Source organism: Rhodococcus sp. BP-349 (genome assembly GCF_019835845.1).
Taxonomy (GTDB): Bacteria; Actinomycetota; Actinomycetes; order Mycobacteriales; family Mycobacteriaceae; genus Rhodococcoides.
Genome location: NZ_JABUDR010000001.1, coordinates 835,058 through 853,519, shown reverse-complemented (window position 1 = coordinate 853,519; position 18,462 = coordinate 835,058). Strand labels below are relative to the sequence as shown.

General features: G+C 63.7%; 12 protein-coding genes. 7 read left to right on the top strand and 5 right to left on the bottom strand.

From position 1 onward, the window contains the following. The first annotated feature begins 1 nt into the window (after position 1). The 3 genes from mftE (at position 2) to HQ325_RS03990 (ending at position 4,298) form a co-directional block, all read left to right on the top strand. Complete coding sequence (gene mftE, locus HQ325_RS04000; RefSeq protein ID WP_222626810.1) at positions 2–679, top strand: mycofactocin biosynthesis peptidyl-dipeptidase MftE; 678 nt, start codon at positions 2–4, stop codon at positions 677–679. 42 nt (positions 680–721) lie between these two features. Then, positions 722–2,185, top strand: a complete 1,464-nt coding sequence (gene mftG / locus HQ325_RS03995) for a mycofactocin system GMC family oxidoreductase MftG (RefSeq protein ID WP_261777931.1) — start codon at positions 722–724, stop codon at positions 2,183–2,185. Positions 2,186–2,510: 325 nt separating this feature from the next. Continuing rightward, positions 2,511–4,298, top strand: a complete 1,788-nt coding sequence (locus HQ325_RS03990; protein WP_222626808.1) for an NAD(P)/FAD-dependent oxidoreductase — start codon at positions 2,511–2,513, stop codon at positions 4,296–4,298. Positions 4,299–5,019: 721 nt separating this feature from the next. Here HQ325_RS03990 and HQ325_RS03985 read toward each other — a convergent pair. The 5 genes from HQ325_RS03985 to HQ325_RS03965 all read right to left on the bottom strand — a co-directional run bounded on the left by HQ325_RS03985 (position 5,020) and on the right by HQ325_RS03965 (position 11,343). Then, positions 5,020–5,976, bottom strand: a complete 957-nt coding sequence (locus tag HQ325_RS03985; RefSeq protein WP_222626807.1) for a cytochrome c oxidase assembly protein — start codon at positions 5,974–5,976, stop codon at positions 5,020–5,022. Between the two features lie 149 nt (positions 5,977–6,125). After that, the gene (locus HQ325_RS03980; protein ID WP_261777651.1) at positions 6,126–7,709 is read right to left on the bottom strand and encodes an acetyl-CoA acetyltransferase; all 1,584 of its coding nucleotides are present in this window, start codon (positions 7,707–7,709) and stop codon (positions 6,126–6,128) included. Beyond that, positions 7,706–8,518 carry a crotonase/enoyl-CoA hydratase family protein gene (locus tag HQ325_RS03975; protein WP_222626806.1) on the bottom strand — a complete coding sequence of 271 codons (813 nt, stop codon included), beginning with the start codon at positions 8,516–8,518 and terminating at the stop codon, positions 7,706–7,708. The genes HQ325_RS03980 and HQ325_RS03975 overlap by 4 nt, the downstream gene beginning before the upstream one ends. 94 nt (positions 8,519–8,612) lie before the next feature. Next, entirely contained in the window at positions 8,613–10,112 is a 1,500-nt protein-coding gene (locus tag HQ325_RS03970; RefSeq protein WP_222626805.1) for an MFS transporter, read from the bottom strand. 214 nt (positions 10,113–10,326) lie between these two features. After that, the gene (locus HQ325_RS03965; protein ID WP_222626804.1) at positions 10,327–11,343 is read right to left on the bottom strand and encodes a LysR family transcriptional regulator; all 1,017 of its coding nucleotides are present in this window, start codon (positions 11,341–11,343) and stop codon (positions 10,327–10,329) included. Positions 11,344–11,367: 24 nt separating this feature from the next. On the opposite strand from HQ325_RS03965, the gene HQ325_RS03960 reads away from it, so the two are divergent. From HQ325_RS03960 to HQ325_RS03945, 4 genes are all read left to right on the top strand, one after another. Beyond that, positions 11,368–13,860, top strand: a complete 2,493-nt coding sequence (locus HQ325_RS03960) for a CaiB/BaiF CoA-transferase family protein (protein WP_222626803.1) — start codon at positions 11,368–11,370, stop codon at positions 13,858–13,860. Beyond that, the gene (locus HQ325_RS03955) at positions 13,857–15,341 is read left to right on the top strand and encodes an aldehyde dehydrogenase family protein (RefSeq protein ID WP_222626802.1); all 1,485 of its coding nucleotides are present in this window, start codon (positions 13,857–13,859) and stop codon (positions 15,339–15,341) included. Before HQ325_RS03960 ends, HQ325_RS03955 begins: the two co-directional genes overlap by 4 nt. 5 nt (positions 15,342–15,346) lie before the next feature. Beyond that, the gene (locus HQ325_RS03950; protein WP_222626801.1) at positions 15,347–16,447 is read left to right on the top strand and encodes an NAD(P)-dependent alcohol dehydrogenase; all 1,101 of its coding nucleotides are present in this window, start codon (positions 15,347–15,349) and stop codon (positions 16,445–16,447) included. Positions 16,448–16,524: 77 nt separating this feature from the next. Further along, the gene (locus HQ325_RS03945; RefSeq protein WP_222626800.1) at positions 16,525–18,123 is read left to right on the top strand and encodes an NAD(P)/FAD-dependent oxidoreductase; all 1,599 of its coding nucleotides are present in this window, start codon (positions 16,525–16,527) and stop codon (positions 18,121–18,123) included. Positions 18,124–18,462: the final 339 nt, after the last annotated feature.

The window sequence follows — 18,462 nt, the reverse complement described above, 5'->3', positions numbered from 1 at the left end:
CATGGCCGAACTCGGGTCCGCTCGATGGCCGCACGTCGACGGCGGTCTGGTGGTCGTGCCGGTGGGGTCCGTGGAACAGCACGGACCCCACCTCCCGCTGAACACGGACACCACCATTGCCGAAGCGGTCGCCGACGGCGTGTCGGATGCATGGATCGCCCCTCCCCTCGCCTACGGATCGAGCGGAGAACACGAGGGCTTCCCCGGCACCGTGTCCCTCGGGCGCACTGCCCTGAGCACGATTCTCGTCGAGTACGGCAGATCCATCTGCCGGTGGGCCGACCGGGTCGTGTTCGTGAACGGGCACGGCGGCAACGGATCCGCCCTCGCCGAGGCCGTGGCGCTCCTGCGGTACGAAGGGCGCGACGTGGCCTGGTTCCCGTGCAGCATCCCGGGGGCCGACGCGCATGCGGGACGGACCGAGACGTCGCTGATGCTGCACATCGCACCGGATCAGGTCGTGATCGAGGCTGCGGTCGTCGGTAACACCGACCCCGTCGCCACGTTGATGGAGCACATGACCGTGTCCGGCGTCATGAGCGTGTCCAGCTCCGGTGTTCTCGGCGATCCCAGCGGCGCGACACCGGCAGAGGGCGCCGACCTGCTCGCGGGACTCAGACAACGGTTCGTCTCCGCTGTCGAACGATGGACACCCGACGACCTCGGCATCCTTCGGTGACCGGCGTGTTCTGCGCATGGTCGGTTCATCGGTCCGGGCGTGATGGTTGACGTCATCGTCGTCGGCGGGGGCAGCGCGGGCTGCGTCGCTGCTGCCGCATTTGCGAAGGCCGGCGCCTCGGTCCTGATTCTCGAGGCCGGCCACGCCTTCGCGCTCTCGGCCCCCACCGGGTCGTGGCCGTCCGAGTTGACGGACGCCCGGCGCATGCCGATCGGCCCCGGGTCTCGCTACATCGATCCGATCACGGCGCACACGACGCGCAACCATCACTTCGTGACCACCCGGGGCCGCGTTCTCGGTGGATCCGGCGCCGTCAACGGTGGGTACTTCGTGCGCGCACCACTGTCCGATTTCGACAGCTGGCCACAAGACAGGTGGGACAGGGCGACCGTTGCCCGGCATTACGCCGGCATCGAGAACGATCTCGATTTCGGAGCGCGCGACCATCATGGCTCGGACGGTCCGGTGCCGGTGACTCGCGCGGTCACTGCTCCACTCCCACAGGCGTTTCTCCGCGCAGCGGTGGCCTCGGGGTACGAGTACGTCGAGGATCTGAACGCCCCGGATGCCCGCGACGGGATCGGTGCCGTGCCGTCGAACGTGGTGCACGGTCGACGCATCTCCATGGCACAGGCCTACCTGCGACCGGTCGCGGACACGGTGTCCGTTCGCGGGCGGTCGCGCGTGGCGCGACTGATCGTGCGCGACGAGCGAGTCGTCGGGGTCACGGGCCGGGACGACCACGGAGACTTCACGGCCTACGCGGATCGGGTGGTACTGGCGGCCGGAGCGGTGCGTACACCGAACCTGCTCATGCACTCCGGAATCGGCGACGCCGCACAGCTTCGGCAGATCGGTCTTCCGACAGTTCAGCATCTCCCTGGCGTCGGACTCGGGGTCGCCGACCATCCTGAGATCGTCGTCACGTACCAGCCGGTGACCGGTCCGAGTGCACCGGATGCAGGTACACCCCTGCAGGCCGTCCTGGAGATCGGACCCCTCGAGATCCGTCCTTACACGTCCTCGTTCGATCGCATGATCCCCGGGCTTCCTCCGATGCTGCCGACCGTAGGCGTCGCACACATGACCCCCGAAGCACGAGGGGTCGTCACCGTCGTGTCGGACGACCCGTTCTCCGCGCCCGCGGTCGACCACGACTATGCAGCGACAGAGGCGGACCGCGAAGCGCTGCGAACCGGAGTCCGGGTGGCGATGGACATCCTGTCGTCTCCGATGCTGGCAGCGGCGGTGGCGGAGGTATTTCCTCCCGAGATGTCCCGCGCCGAGATGTCGCTGGGCGGGTCGTTGCACACCATGGGCAGCGCGCGCATGGGCGCCGACGACGATCCCCTCGCCGTTCTGGATTCCGTCGGCCGGGTGCGAGGGATGGCGGGCCTCTCGGTCGTCGACGCATCGATGTTCCCGTCCCCGGTGTCACGCGGCCCCCACGCCACCGTCGTGATGGCCGCGCATCGCGCCTGCGCAGCGCAGATCGCCGAGATCTGAACGATGCTGGATCCACTGCGCCCGCCAGATCGCGGCCAGCAATAAAGGCCACTTATTATCGTCAGACCCACCGCGACCATCTGAAAACTGCTGTAAGTTCACGATAGACGCGAGCGCTACCGACGTAAACACCGTAATGAATACCCTCATCAGCACCACGCTAAGGGTCCATCGAAGTGAGGAAGAGCATGAAGCGACCGGCCGAGGCCCATCGAGGTCACCCGACGTGTGCGAGTACGAACCGTTCCGCTCGTAGGTCATCGACGGTCGCCGAGGCGTCCCGAGACCTCGTCGGCTCGCCGTCCGACCAGCCCGGGCCCGTGGCATGACTTCGCGAGCACCCGAGCAGCCCAGCGATCTGATCGCCTCCTGGCTCGGCGACGTCGAACGCGCGGTGTCGCAGCGCGATGCCCAGTCTCTGGCGGACCTGTTCGTCGCGGACTCGTACTGGCGGGACATGGTCGCCTTCACCTGGGACCTGTGCTGCGCCGCGGGTGACGAGGCCATCGCCGAGCAGATGCTGAGCGAGTCGGATCGGGTGGGACCGACCCGCTGGCGCATCGCCGAGTCCATGTCCGCGCCTCGTCGAGTGGTCCGCGGAGGCAGAGACGTTACCGAGGCGTTCATCGAGTTCGATCTGAGCATCGGTGGAGGAACGGGCGTGGTCCGACTGGTGCAGGACGACCGCGACGGGCGCTTCCGCTGCTGGACGCTTCTCACGCGACTGCGCACCCTCACAGGACACGTCTCCGAACCGTGGCCGGCAGGGTTGGGCTACGAACCGAGCCCCGAGGCATGGTCGTGGCAGGCGCATCGGGACCTGGAGAGTTCCTACATCGATCGTGAGCCCGAGGTCTTGGTGGTCGGCGGCGGTCACTCCGGGGTGTTCACGGCCGCCTACCTCGAGAATCTCGGCGTCGATGCTCTGGTCGTCGACCGCCATCCGCGAGTGGGCGACAACTGGCGTACGCGGTACGACGCGTTGGCGCTGCACAACCCCACTCTGATGGTAGAGTTCCCGTTCTTGCCGTTCCCGAGGTCGTTCCCCGAGTTTCTCCCGAAGGACAAGCTCGCCAACTGGTTCGAGTCCTATGTCGACGCCATGGAGATCAATTACTGGACGTCGACCGATTTTCGGAGTGCCGAGTACGACGCCTCGTCACAGACCTGGAAGGTCGACGTCGAGCGCGATGGCGTTCGTCGGCAACTCCGCCCGCGGCACATCGTCATGGCGACGGGCGGAGTGGGCGGTGCAGCCAACATTCCTCGACTCGAAGGCATCGACGCGTTTCGCGGCGAGGTCTTCCACACCAAGGACTTCCACTCGGCACTGGGCTACGAAGGCAAGAACGTGCTGGTCGTCGGAACAGGCTCGAGTGGCCACGACGCTGCGAAATACATGACCCAGATGGGGGCGCACGTCACGATGTTGCAGCGCAACCCCACCTCGATCGTGAGCCTCGAGAGCGCCGACATGTCCTACCTGCAGTACATGGACGGGACACCACTGTACGAAGGCGACATGCTCTCCTCTGCCGGATTCGTGCGGCCTCTGATGATCCCCAACTTCCAGGCGCTCACCCGCAGGACGAACGAGAACGATCGTGAGCTCCTCGACAACCTGCGACGTGCCGGAATGGAGATCGACGACGGATGGGAGGGCACGGGGTGGTTCTGGAAGTTCTTCGAGCGATCGGGGGGCTACTACCTCAACACCGGTTGCTCGGAGATGATCATCTCGGGCCAGGTGAAGATGCTGCAGACTCGAGACGTCGAGACGTTCACCCCCGACGGAGTTCGGCGGCACGACGGACACGAGCTGCCGTTCGACACTGTCGTTCTGGCAACAGGTTACGAGAATCTGCAGGGCGAAGTCCGTCGATTCTTCGGCAACGAGGTGGCCGATGAGCTGGGTCCGATCGGCGGGTTCGACGAGGACGGAGAGCTGCGCAACGTCTGGCGGCCCACGAAGCAACCCGGTCTGTGGTTCATGACCAGCGGGTTTGCGGGAGGTCGCAATCACGGCGAGCTCGTCGCCCTCCAGATCAAGGCGAATCTCCTGGGCATCGCTCGACGACCCGCTCGGGTCGAAACGCTGACAGAAGTTTCCTAGAAACGGATTTCAGCGAGATCTGCCTCCTGACCAGAACACCGGCCAGGAGGCAGATCTCGTTGCCGTACGGGGGGAACGACCAAAGCCGTCGATAGTGATGAGATCTGTCTCGGACGCGCGACCACACCGTTTTCTACGAGCCTGCATGCTCGCGGGCGCAGGGATGGCGATGCTGGATCAACGGACCGATCCGGTGCGCGACTGGGTACAGGCAGCTCGTTCTCCGTTCCTACGGCAATTCCTGGCGCAGCGCACAGCAAGTCTGCAATAGGTCGATCGATTGCGCCGTTGCATTGATCACGTCTACCCGAGTGCTGTCGGGCCTACGAATATCTTCGCGGGTCTCGATTTGTCCGTAGTAGCCGACCAGTACGACATTGCGTGGCGGGAATGGAGCGCGAGCGGTCAGAGTTGACGAGTGAGTTCAACATGTGTCGGGGTTTCCCGGATGCACTCCACGGCAACACATTTTCGCACGTGATGGTGTAGTGGTTCGAATTGGTGACAGAACTGAAGAATTGGCTCGATCACGGTATGGCGCATTTCCGCAATCGCGTCGGGGATCTCCTCGAAAGGATAAACCTCGATTACTGTCTCAACCGGCTTACCGGGTGCGATTTCGCCATCGTGCAAGGCAGCGAGGTCCACCTCGGCGAGCGTGAACGGGATTTTCTGCCGTGGGAGAGTGCAGCGGGTGTGGTGTCGAACCGCGGGACTTGCTTCAGCTGGGCGAACCCTGTGAGCGTTCTCGGGGCACGCTGGCTCGCAACAGCAGTGGGATCAAGAATATCCCTTCGACGAGCATCATCAGCACTCCGCCCAGCCGCTGGTCAGTTACCGAACCGAGCACGGCGTTCGAGTGATCATGAACGCCGAGGATCGGTTCGGTACTCAAGATCGAAGCCAGTCCGATGAGACCGGACGGTAACCCGGCCACATAGATCGATATTCGTTGCAGACGTTGGTGTTCGGGGCGGTCGTCACTCAAAATCCCCGCCCAGAAAATGAGACCGAGGAGTAAAGCCGCCACAGCGAGCCAGGCCGTGTTGCCTGCCGCCGACTGCAGCGGGAGATGCCACCACACCATCACTGTGGCGTAACCGAGAGCCGATGGGATTGCCACCATGCGTGTCTGCGCGATTGCTCTCGAAGTGCTCCGCGGTCGGATGACCGAGGCAATCAGTGCCGGGGCTATGACCATCAACATCATCAACTGAATCATCATGGCTGCGTGCGAGGCCTCCGTGACTGCACGCACAGCAGGCAGCATGGCGATGACAACTACACCGAGGCCACAGCCCAAGGAAAGGGACCCGTCTCTGGTCGTTGTACGACCTCGCTGGACGAACATCCATACCACGATGCCGGCAATGCAGCCGACGGCCAAAAAAACCCATCCAACCAGTGAAGGCTGCTGGTCCATTGCCGTGTCCGTGATCAGACCGGGCGAAGTTGTGTGGTGAGAGTGCGCAACGCGCCCTGCATCGGGGACAACCGTGACCTGGTTCAGGGTCACGGATTGTTGAAAATAGTTGTCGGCGTACAACTTTCCCAGCCAGACAAGGCCTTTTGCAAGGAGCCATGCCGCGCAGAGTTCGAGAACAGCTAGAAGCGCGAGTCGAACTAGTTTGCCTTTGGACGGGCCTGGACGCTCTCGTCCGTGAGTGTCAGGGACCATGACACATCCTTGCTGTGCGAGTAGAGAACGGTAAGGAACCTCGCGCTGTGGAAGCCCTACCCGCCCGGCGTAACCAGCCGAGCGGGTGAGGAGTTCATGCGGATCGGTTGACTAAGAGATTCTGCGACGTGGCGATGTGGGGCGTCCGGTCAATTCGCACTGCCGACCTCTATCAGGACGTTACGCCCATCTGATGGCCGTGCACTGAACTCGCTTCCGATCGAAGCGCCGAGCCTGAGAGTCGACGCGATTGTTTCATCATCGGAGACAGCAAGAATTCGCGAGCCGTCGCCGAGTCGGCCCACGGCGATCGACACCGCACCGCCGCTCTTCTGCGGTTCCACTGTGTATGTCTCCAGGATCGCCACGGTCGTGCCGTCGAGCGAAGCCACAGCGATTCGCTCGACCGAGTCGAGTTCGGCCTGGGTCGCGACGTCGGACGTGACGCAGAACGACTGCGGCACAGTCGAGTAGATCCCCACGGAGTACTTGCTCAACGTCCCGCCATTGGCACCCACGAAGGCTGGTCCATCGGTGCCCGAGCGAACTGCGTTCATCGCTTCGGCGATAGCATGCATGGCGTAGTTGTTTCCCGCCCCACCGAAAAAGGGCAGCCCTCCCGTCAGAGTCAGCCCTCTCGGGTCGTCTACCGCGAGCCCGAGCCCGTCGCATATGTTCAGCACGGCGATCGGGAAACAGCTGTAAAGGTCAAAGAATGCGACGTCGTCCACGGACACACCGGCCCGCTGCAGAGCGATTTCCGACGCTCGTACCGACGCGGGGCTACGGGACATGTCCGGCCGGTCCAGCAAGTTGAGCTCGCGAAGGTCGCAAGATCCGTGAAGATAGACCCGGCGGTCTTCAGAAATCCCCGCGGCATCTGCCGCCCCGACAGATGTCATGACCACGGCAGCGCCCTGGTTCACCTGATCTCGGGCCACCATGTATCGGGGGTAGGGGTCGGCGATCAAGCGGTTCTTCTCGGACACTGCCGCGAGCTCGTCAGCCGTCCTCTCGACCGGTGCAGCAGCGAACGGGTTACGCGCTGCCACGGAGGTGAACGGCGCGAAGAGCTGACCCATCTGATTTGCGTAAGCTTCGACAGAGAGCCCTGATCGATGTCGTCGCGCGTGCTCGAGCAACGCGTATTGAGAGGGCGCGCCCACCAACCCGTGCCGCATCTCGTACTCGTTCATGAGGCCTTCGAGGCCATATCCTCGGTCCTCGAGATCGCCTTCCACCGATTCATTGAAATCGGGCGAGTCTCCCTTCCCGGCGAACGCCCGCGCAGTGGAGATTGCCTCGGAACCGAAGAGGAGGACGGTCTGCACACGTCCGGCAGCGATCTCTTTGGCGAACTCGTTGACAAGGTGCTGCGGGCCCTGCCCACCTACGACTTCGAGTACGGCCCGCTGAGGGGAAGCATCGAGGCGATTCGCCACCGAGCGAGGGAAGTTGTTCGAACGGCCGAGAGGAGCGGTGCCGAAGTCGGACGAGATCTCGAACTGACGAATACCTGCGACAGTGTCGACCGCCGATGCCGCCAGCCCCGCGTCCGCGAGGGCCCTCTTCGATGCCTCGGCTGCGAGTTCAACGGCCGACCAACGGCGGTAGTCGTCGCGATCCAGTGGGTCGGACACCTGTCCGCATCCGACGAGGATGGGGGTACTGGGGTCTAGATGCACGTGATCCACCGTTCCTCGCTCTCGTTCGCCGTGCGAGGTCGCTGTCATCGACCGGACCAGACAGGCTCACGCTTCTCGGCAAAAGCGCGCATCCCTTCGCGGGAGTCCTCGCTCCTCGATAAAAGGTGACCCTCTCGACGAGTGCGAGCCCAATCGTCTCGCTCCGCTGGAACGTTCTGGTCGTCGATTCCCACCGCGATCTTCTTCGTAGCTCGGACGGAGAGTGGCGCATTCGCATTGATCACCTCGGCCAAATCGAGTGCGGTGTTCATAAGTTCGCCCGCTGGAGCCAGCGCGTTTACCAATCCGAGCTCATACGCCCGCGCGGCCGAAATCGGTCGACCAGTGAACATCGCTTCCATGGCGATTTTCGTCGGTATCTGTCGAGGCAGCCGGAATGCTCCGCCGGCCCCAGCGAACACACCACGCTTGACCTCCGGAAGGCCGAAGGTAGCTGTGTCCAGCGCAACGACCAGGTCGCTCGCGAGGGCGATCTCGGTTCCGCCCCCAAGAGCGAAGCCGTTGACCGCGGCGATGGTCGGCTTGCTGATCGCGTGCTGCACGTAGCCGGCGAAGCCCCAGCGTGCCAGTCGTTCATCGTTGGTGCTGAGCTCCCCCGCCGCCGCAGCTTTCAGGTCTGCACCGGCGCAGAAGGCCATGTCTCCCGCCCCGGTGAGGATCACGGTCCTCACGCTGGACGTCGCCTCCGCGAACTCCATCGCCTCCCCGATCCCGATGGAGAGGTCGAAGTTGACCGCGTTGCGCACAGCCGGCCTGTTCATCGTGACGACAAGCGTGTGACCTTGCTGCTCTACGAGCACGCAACCGTTGCCCGCGACGTCGATCGTTCGGCTCATCCAAGTCGTCCGTTCTGTCAGAGAGTGAAGGTCGACGATCGTCGCCCTTGTGGCCTCGGAAGGCCGCTGCCTTGCTGTGCTCACAGTTCGCAGATCAGGAGGACAGAGGGAGTTCCACAGCACCGCGTCGTCTCGCCAGGAACCCGTGGAGGACCGTCGAGCCGGCGGCGAGGAGCCCGAAGACGAAACAGAGGGCGTAGCTGACGCCGTAGCCACGGTCGTCCGAGAATGGCAACGAATTCGTGTGTGCTGTGAGGATTGCGGCTATCGCAGCGCTTCCGGTCGCGGATCCCAACGCGAAGACGAGAGAGTTCACGCCTTGCGCCATCCCGGCACGGTCGGGCGCCACCGTCTGAGCCACCATCAGATACATGCCTGTGTTCGACGCGGCTCCTCCAAAGCCGATGATTGCCGAAGCAAGATAAATCTGCCACTGCTCGATGTGGGCAACCGTCAAGACCAAGTACGTCACTGCGGTCAATACGGAACCGACGAGCAACACGAATCGCGGCCCCCGGCGAGAGGCGAACCGCCCTACGAACAACCCGCCGATCATCACACACATCGCGTAGGGCACGAGGAAGGAGCCGGCCTCGAGGATGCTGGCCGAGAAACCAAACCCGGCCACCTCGCGAGGCAACGAGGCATAGCCTACGAAGAGCAGGAAGAGCGCCCCGACGCTCGCTCCCATCATGAAGCCGGCGATGTTCGGAAGGACGAAGAGCGGATTCGAGAAGAGCCTCACGTCGACGGTCGGTTGGGGGTGCCGTAATTCCCAGACGGCCCAGAGGGGTAGGGCGGTGACCGCGAGTGCGAAGAGCCCGAGCGTTATCGGGCTCGACCACCCCCAGGTGCTTCCCATGCTGAGAGGAAGGAGCAGTGCCAGACAGAAGCATGAAAAGACCGCTGCACCCACGAGGTCCAACCGACCGCCAGTGTGCTCGCTGATCGAACCAGGCAAGGTGGTCACAAGAGCAATCAAGGCAAGAACCGCGAGACCGAGTACGACCCAGAACGTGACACTCCAGTCGAAATCCTGGAGCATGCCGCCCAGAATAAAGCCGACACCGACGCCGAAGCCTTGACCAGCCACGACAATGCCGAGTGCCGATCCGACGGCTTTCGGCTCGAGGTGGTTGCGCAATAAGCCGACAACCGCTGGCATTGTGCCGATGACAAATCCCTGCAGCGCCCGTCCGCCGAGAAACATCGCCAGGCTCGTCGACACCGCACACAACAGTGTGCCCACGCACAACAAGCCGAACGCGGCCACAAGGAGCTTGCGATAACCAATCGCATCGCCCAGACGGCCCATGACAGGAGTGACTACGCCGCCCATCAGCGGGGAGATTATGGCGATCCACGCTGTGGCCGCGCCTGAGGCACCGAAGGACTCGGACATCTTCGGGATCAGTGGTATCGCGGCAGTGGCACTGATCGCGACGAGGGTCTCACTGAATGCGAGGGTGACGATCATCGCGATGACGGATCGAGGTAGGCCGGTGGTTGATGACGATCGCGCAGCGTGTTCGACGGCGTTCGGTTTGCGATCGCTACCTGATCCGTCCCGATAGATGGTGTCGTCCAGAGCCATGGTCAATCTCCTACAGGCAGTGCGCACGAAAGCGCGAGATGGCCCGCACCGGGCGACGGTCAACAGCTCGTTCGTCAGACCGTTGTTGTGATCCACGTCGCACCCTCGGGGCTTTCAATCTGGCACAACCCCGGACCCTGCGTCTATTGCGCGATTCCACATTTCATCGTTGCACTTTGGGCAATGCTCGACGCCGATCGAGAGCGCGGTCGCCTCAGAGGGATTCGGGTCCGTCGCGCCAGCGCTCACGGGCCATGTCCACGAGGCTGAGCAGGACGCGATCGGTTGCTATTGCACCCGTTCGCCATACGAGGCCGACCGCGAAATAAATCGAGGGCTCGTGAAGTGGCCGAAGCGTGAACGCCACATCGTCGAAAACGCGGCTGGTGCCGCCCATCGCAAGATCGAGACTGAGAGTGACGTCGTCGGAGTGTCTGATGTGGTTGGCGATGCTCATCATGTCGGTGTCTTCGAGGTGTCGAATAGAGCCGACCTCGCGACGTAAACGCTCGGACAAGCCATTGACGGCCGCGGGCTGAGAGCGCGGCGACGCGATTGCGACGGTCCTGTCACGGAGATGTTCGAGCATGAGGTGTTCCTTGGCAGCCAACGGGTCGTCCGACTTCATGGCCACAGAGAACGACAACCTCGCCGTCTCGAGTACAGATACCTCCGGGATGACTACCGGGAGATAGACCATTGCGAGGTCGAGCTCACCTTGCTCGACCGACGAAACCAGCTTGGCCGAGGGGTGCGAGACCACGTCGACTGCGCGCGGCGCGGCCACACCCTCTACCGACTCGAGAAACTCGTCGAAGTAGGCGGGCGGCAGATGGAAGGAACCGCCGACTCGGACGACCCGCGCACGATCAGGCGCTGTCGACTGCGCGATCAGTGCCATGTCCGCGATGTCGGCAAGGACTCCTCGCGCTCTCGGAGCCAGCGCGAGGCCCGCCGGCGTCAGCATGATCTCGTGGTGTTTGCGCACGAAGAGATCCACTCCCAGCTCCCGCTCCAGCTCCTTGACCGCCCGGCTGACGGGCGAGGGCGTGAGGTGGAGACGCGCCGCCGCGTTGCCGAAATGTAGCTCCCGCGCAACGGCGTCGAAGCAGCGCAGATGGTGGACGTCCATGCGGGAAGTCTGCACCAACGTTGCGCATTCGAGCACGTTTACGTGCGAAAGATGGCGCTGGCCATCGCCCCGGCGACAGCTCAGGGTGAAGGGCGTCACACTTTTCCGACAGCAGGAGCAGGAATGCCGAGATGGTCGACCGTCAGCGATGCACCTCTGGACGGGGTTCGAATACTCGACATGTGCGCGGGTGCAGGCGCCTCGGCTTCGCGGTTCCTCGGTGAGTTGGGTGCCGACGTCATACAGGTGCGGGACCTTGCCGCATCGCGAGACCACGCGTCCCCCGACGAACCATCGACCTCGTTCGTTCGCGACACCGGCAAGAGGTCCATCGCGCTCGATCTGACGGACGAGGCCGACCAGAAGGCGTTCTGGAGACTTGCCGGGACCTGCCAGATCATTGTCGAGGACTCTCGACCAGCCATCCATCACACGCTGGCCGTCTCCCCTTCCGCACTTCGCGATCGCGTCCCGCACGCAGTGGTGGCGTCGATCACGGGGTTCGGGCAGACGGGTCCCTATCGCGACTGGATCGCTACCGACGCAGTACTGAACGCCATGTCGAGCGAGCTCTCGAGGTCCGGCCTCCCGGGGAAGCAGCCACTGCTGCCGCCCTCACCCATCGCCGTCGAGTCAGCGGCATCCCAGGCTGCATGGGCGGTTCTCGTGGCCCATCTCAGTAGTGTCCAGACGGGCACCGGGGGCCACGTGGATGTGTCCCTCTTCGAGACCCTGGTTCAGACAATGGATCCCGGCTGGGGAATGGGTGGAACTGCAACCGGTGGTGTCCCCGCCGCGGACGGCCCGCGCGACCGTCCCGACGCCCGCCACCTGTACCCGGTGTTCGCCTGCGCAGACGGCTTCGTGCGCATCTGCATGCTGGCACCACGACAATGGATGGGCATGTTCGACTGGCTCGGCAGACCCGTCGAGCTCAGCGACCCGGAGCTGATGTCTCTGCCGCAGCGCTTCGCCGCGGCACCGATCATCTATCCCGCGATCCAACACTTGTTCGCCACTCTCCACCGTGCGGAGATCGTGATCGCAGCACAGTCCCACGGCGTCCCGGTGGCCGCAATCTTCGACCCGAGTGAAGTCCTCGCGTGCGACCATTTCGACGAACGCGGTGCATTCGTGCGCATCATGACGCCCTTCGGGGAGGCAGCGCTCCCGAACGGGACGGTAGTCATCGACGGGCACCGCGCCGGAATTCGGGGCCCGGCACCAGGTCTCGACGAGCACCGCGACGAGATCCTGGCGGAGGCCGACGGGCTCTGTGAACTGATCGACATCGAAGCCAGTCGGGCTCCGATCTCCGCTGTGGCACCGACCAAGCGTCACCCCCTCTCCGACCTTCGTGTGCTCGATCTGGGTGTCATCGTGATGGGCGCCGAGCTGGGACGACTCTTCGCCGATCTGGGCGCCGACGTCATCAAGGTGGAGAACAGCGCTTTCCCGGACGGAGGGCGCCAAGGCCGAGGGTCGGACCCGATCACGGCAGGATTCGCGTGGGGTCACCGCAACAAGAGAAGCCTGGGCTTGAATCTGCGCTCCCCCGAGGGACTCCGGCTGTTCAAGGAGCTCGCGCTGAAGTCCGATGTGATCCTCTCGAACTTCAAACCCGGAACCATGGAGTCGCTCGGACTGGGGTGGGACGTCCTCAGCGGTCTCAACCCGCGATTGATCGTCGCCGACAGTTCCGCGTACGGCCAGACGGGTCCGTGGAGCAGACGGATGGGATACGGCCCCCTCGTCCGGTCCGAGACCGGACTCACGTCCCTGTGGCGCTACCCCGAATCCGGTGACGGCTTCAGCGATGCCTCGACGATCTACCCCGACCACACTGCGGCTCGTGTCGCGGCGAGTGGCGTGCTGGCACTCCTGTTGCGACGGATGAGAGAGGGACGAGGAGGAACCGTCAGCGTCGCTCAAGCGGAGGTGATCCTGAATCACCTGGGGCCGGCGTTCGCGGTCGAATCGCTGCGTCCGGGCTCTCTCACCGCGGCAGGAAACCAGCTCCGGGGCGACGCACCACGTGGGGTGTTCCCGTGCCTGGGCGACGACGAGTGGGTCGTCGTCGACGTGGCCGGAACCGACACGTTCCGCCGATTGAGCACTGTCATCGGAAGGCCTCTGTGGGCGAGCGATCCTCGGTTCGCGACCGCTGCCGACCGCGACGCGAACCGTGATCACATCACCGAGGTGGTGGCCGCCTGGACCCGGACCCGGACGCCTCGGGAGGCAGCACATCTTTTCCAGTCCGCCGGCATCGCAGCCGGAATGATGCTCAGAGTTCCCGAACTGCTTCACGACCAGCATCTGACCGAACGTGACTTCTTCCGGTCGATGCATCATCCGTTGCTGTCGCAGGCGTTACCCGCCGAGAACCTCCCTGCCCTCTTCACCGCAGTGGCCGACGCCCCGCAGCGGCCCGCGCCGCTCGCCGGCGAGCACACGTACGAGGTACTCGGTTCCGTGCTGGGGCTCGACCGCTCGACGATCGACGACCTCGTGTCACGAGGCTTCGTCGAGACGACACCGCAGCACTCGGCGTTCTCGCACGATCAACTCATCTCCAGTTCGCACACGCACGACGAGAGGCTCGACCCTTCATGACCACGACACTTCAGCCCCGCGAGCAGACCGTTGCCGACCTGCGACCGCTGTTCGACGCTCAGCGCTCGGCACACCTACGCGCGGGGCCGCCGTCGATCGAGGTGCGCACGGACCGGCTCAACCGGCTACTGGCTGCGGTTCTCGGCGCCTCCGACGATCTCGCAGAGGCCATGTCGGCCGATTTCGGTCATCGCCCTCTCGCGTTCAGCCTGAGCGCAGACATCGTGGGCGCTGTCGATCACATCGCCCACCTGAAGGACAGTCTCGAGAACTGGATGACGCCGGTCGTGGTCGCGGGATCGGCGGAAGCTGGGATTCCCACCGAGATCGATGCGGTGCCGCTGGGGGTCGTGGGTGTCGTCGGCCCGTGGAACTTCCCCGTCAGCCTCGTGGTTCATCCTGCGGCCGAGGCCATTGCGGCCGGAAACCGCGTCATGATCAAGTTCTCCGACGGCGGTCCTCGTGCGGGTGCGGTGCTGTCGGAGGCGGTGTCCCGGTACTTCGATCCCTCCGAGCTCGTGGTCGTCACCGGGGGCCTGGACGTCGCAGCAGCCTTCTCGTCCCTTCCCTTCGGTCATCTCTTCTTCACCGGCTCGCCTGCGGTCGGCACGATCGTGCAGAGGGCAGCCGCCGAGAACCTGACACCTGTCACCCTCGAACTCGGAGGCAAGAATCCTGCCGTCGTCGCAGAGGATGCGGACATCGAGGAAGCCGCCCGACGCATCGCCGGCTCTCGGATGTCGAACGGCGGCCAGGTCTGCCTGTGCCCCGACTACGTCTTCGTGCAGGCGAGTCGGGTGGACGAGCTGGTGGCTGCGCTGACGTCGAGTCTCATCGCCCTTCACCCGCACTACTCCACCGACACCGCCGTCACCTCCATCGTCGACGACCGCAACTTTCGACGGGTGACCGGTCTGATCGCCGACGCCGTAGCGAAGGGGGCACGGGCCGTCGAGGCCGTACCGGAGGACGAGCGCGCGCTGCTTCCCGACCCCGACACTCGTCGAATCGCACCGACCATCCTGCTCGACGTCACCGACGAGATGGAGGTGGCGAACGAGGAGGTCTTCGGCCCCGTCCTGACCGTCATGCCGTACTCGTCCATGGATGACGTCATCGAGTACATCGCAACGCGCCCGTCGCCGCTCGTCGCCTACTGGTACGGCGACAACAACGGCCCATCCTTCTCAAAGTTTCGGAGCCGAACCATGTCCGGCGGTATCAGTCTGAACGACTTCGCCGTACACGCCATGCTCCCGGACGTACCCTTCGGCGGAGTCGGACGAAGCGGCATGGGGAGATACCACGGAAAGGCCGGCTTCGACACGTTCAGCCACCACCGTGCTGTCGCGTCGTCCGAGATTCCCGGCGGTGTCGTCGGCATGATCGGACCGTCCTCGATGACGGCGGAAGCCGCAACGGACATCCGCAGCCGCATCGCGCACGCGCATTCCGAGGTGCTGCGGGAGATCGGCCGATGAGCGTCATGAAGACAGACGCCGCACTGAGTTTCGACACCGTCTCGGATTTTCGGATCGGTGAAGTAGATCTGAGTCTTCCGCAAGCCGACGAAATTCTCGTCGAGATGGAAGCCGTCGGGCTCTGCCACACCGACCTCGTGGCTCGCGCGATGAGTCCAGCGGGCACCCCGGCCGTTCTCGGTCACGAAGGAGCCGGTGTCGTGGCGGCGGTAGGGGCGGATGTGCACGACGTCGCCGTCGGTGACTGCGTGTTGATCAGTTTCGCGTCGTGCGGTCTCTGCGACTCGTGCGCAGCGGGCAGCCCCGCCTACTGCACGAGATTCGTCGAGGCCAACGTCTCCGGGCGGCGATTGGACGGAAGCGCAACCCTGCGACACGGCGCAGAGGTGGCGTTCGGGTCGTTCTTCGGACAGTCGAGTTTCGCCCGGCACGCCGTCACGGCACGCCGAAACGCTGTCGTCGTCGCGCCGGGTACGGACTTGGTGGAGATGGCGTCGTTCGGGTGCGGCGTCCAGACGGGCGCCGGCGCGATGCTCGACATCCTTCGACCCGATCCGACCTCACGCGTCATCGTGTACGGCCTGGGAGGCGTTGGTATGGCGGCCGTCATGGCCGCCTCGTATCTCGGCGCCCGACAGATCGTCGGCGTCGACATGTCGCCTTCACGACTGGACACTGCACTGGAGGTCGGCGCGACCCACGTCCTCGACGGCGGTGATCCCGAGATCGCGAACGCTGTCGACGAGATGACGGACGGCGGACCGACCCACGCCTTCGACACGACGGGAAACCCCGGGGTCATCCGCGGCGCAGCCCGGTCGCTACGCCGAGGAGGCACACTCGTCGTCGTCGGGACCGGGCCGGCCGATGTCAGCATGGACGTGCAGGATCTCATCGCCGGTGGAAAGACTGTGCGTGGCTGCATCGAAGGCGATGCCGACCCACAAGTGATGATCCCCAGGCTGGTTCGCCTTCATCAGGAAGGCCACCTACCGATGCACCACATCGTGCACCGCTTCGATTTCGGTGACATCAACGACGCGGTATCGAGCGCCGCGAGCGGGGCCTCGATCAAGCCTGTGCTGACGTTCTCGAAGGGGCAGTGACGACGCGTGCAGTCGTCGACGACCCATGTGCACACTCCAGAAACAGCTTCTGATCACCACTATGAAGGACAGGTCGGATGAACCACGAACCAACTCTCGACATTGCTATCGTAGGTGCAGGATTTGCCGGCCTCTACATGCTTCACAAAGCGCGAGAGCAGGGACTGAACGCGAAGGTCTTCGAACGCGGCGATGGAGTCGGAGGCACGTGGTATTGGAACCGCTATCCTGGCGCAAGGTGCGATGTCGAAAGTTTCTACTATTCCTATTCTTTCTCTCCCGAGTTGGATCAGGAATGGAATTGGACCGAGCGCTACCCCACTCAACCCGAGATCCTTGCCTACCTGAACCACGTTGCAGATCGATTCGATCTGCGTGACGACATCTGCCTCGGATCCGAGATCGTCTCAGCACGGTACGACGACAACTCGACGTTGTGGAATCTGATCTCGGCCGGGGGACATGAATTCACGTCCACGTTCTTCGTGATGGCGTCGGGCAACCTGTCGGCCGCCCAGATCCCTGATTTCCCCGGACTGACCGACTTCACAGGCGAGACCTACCACACGGGGAACTGGCCAGAGAATGATGTCGACTTCCGGGGAAAATCTGTCGCGATCATCGGCACCGGCTCCTCCGGAATACAGGTCATACCCGAGATCGCTCGCCGGGCCGAGCACGTCACAGTTCTCCAGCGGACTCCGTCGTTCAGCATGCCCGCACGCAACACTCCGTTGACGGACGACGAGATATCCGATGTCAAGGCAAATTACGCCTCCCTTCGAGTGGCCAGCAGGAACTCGGCAGCCGGAGCACCCTATCCTCCGAGCACGGACAGCGCGTTCGACGTGAGCGACGAGGAGAGGACTGCTCGGTACGAGCAGTACTGGGCGATGGGTGGCGCCCGAATAATGAACGCATTCGGGGACCTGATGACGTCACCGAAAGCCAATGACACGGTAGCCGAATTCGTTCGCGGCAAGATCGCGGAGTCGGTGGCAGACAAAGATCGAGCAAAGATTCTCACACCGGAAGGTTTTGCGCTGGGCTCGAAGAGAGTATGCGTCGACACCGACTATTACGAGACATTCAACCGAGACAACGTCGACATCATCGACGTGTCTTCCGCACCGATCGAAAGAATCACCGCTGACGGTATCGCGACGGCTGGAGACCGGATCGACGTCGACGCCATCGTTTTTGCCACTGGGTACGACGCAATGACCGGCGCACTTCTCGCCGTGGACATACGCGGACAGGGCGGCACGTCTCTACGGGATCAGTGGAGCAGCGGACCCAAGACGTACCTGGGAGTGGCAGTCAGCGGATTCCCGAACATGTTCATCATCACCGGCCCACAGAGCCCGTCGGTGCTCGGCAACGTGGTCGTGTCGATCGAACAACACGTGGAATTCATTGCGGACCACATCACGTTCATGAAAGACAAGGGATACCGAATTTCTCAACCGGACCTCGACGCCCAGGAAGAATGGGTGCGTCACGTGGCAGAAGTCGGCGAGACGACACTTTTCTCGACAGGGTCGTCGTGGTACGTCGGCGCGAACATACCGGGAAAACCCCGTGTCTTCATGCCCTATATCGGTGGCGTCGGAAATTTCCGAGCCATGTGCGATGAGATTGCTGCGGAGGGCTACCGAGGATTTGCCTTCTCCTGACGCACAGCGCTGGGCCGTGCCTGCATTCATCCTACCGGCGCACTACCGCCGGCTCATGTCGGAGGTAAGTCGACCATGGCGTGTTGCTTGTTCGTCATGACCCTTTTCACCTCGCTGAGGACGCGAATGATCCGCAAGGGACAACCGTCGTTCAACGACATCGTGATCGACGCCGAGCGCCGTCGCGCACGGAAAGCGTCCGAAGCCTGAGAAGAAGCACCCAGCCGGACAACTCGGTCCGTCCTGATTCGAGCCGACGAGGAGTCGAAACCCGTGAACAGAAGAACGCGACGGCGAACGCTTGGACCGCTGAGACTTGCAGTCGGCGCTCTGGGCGGT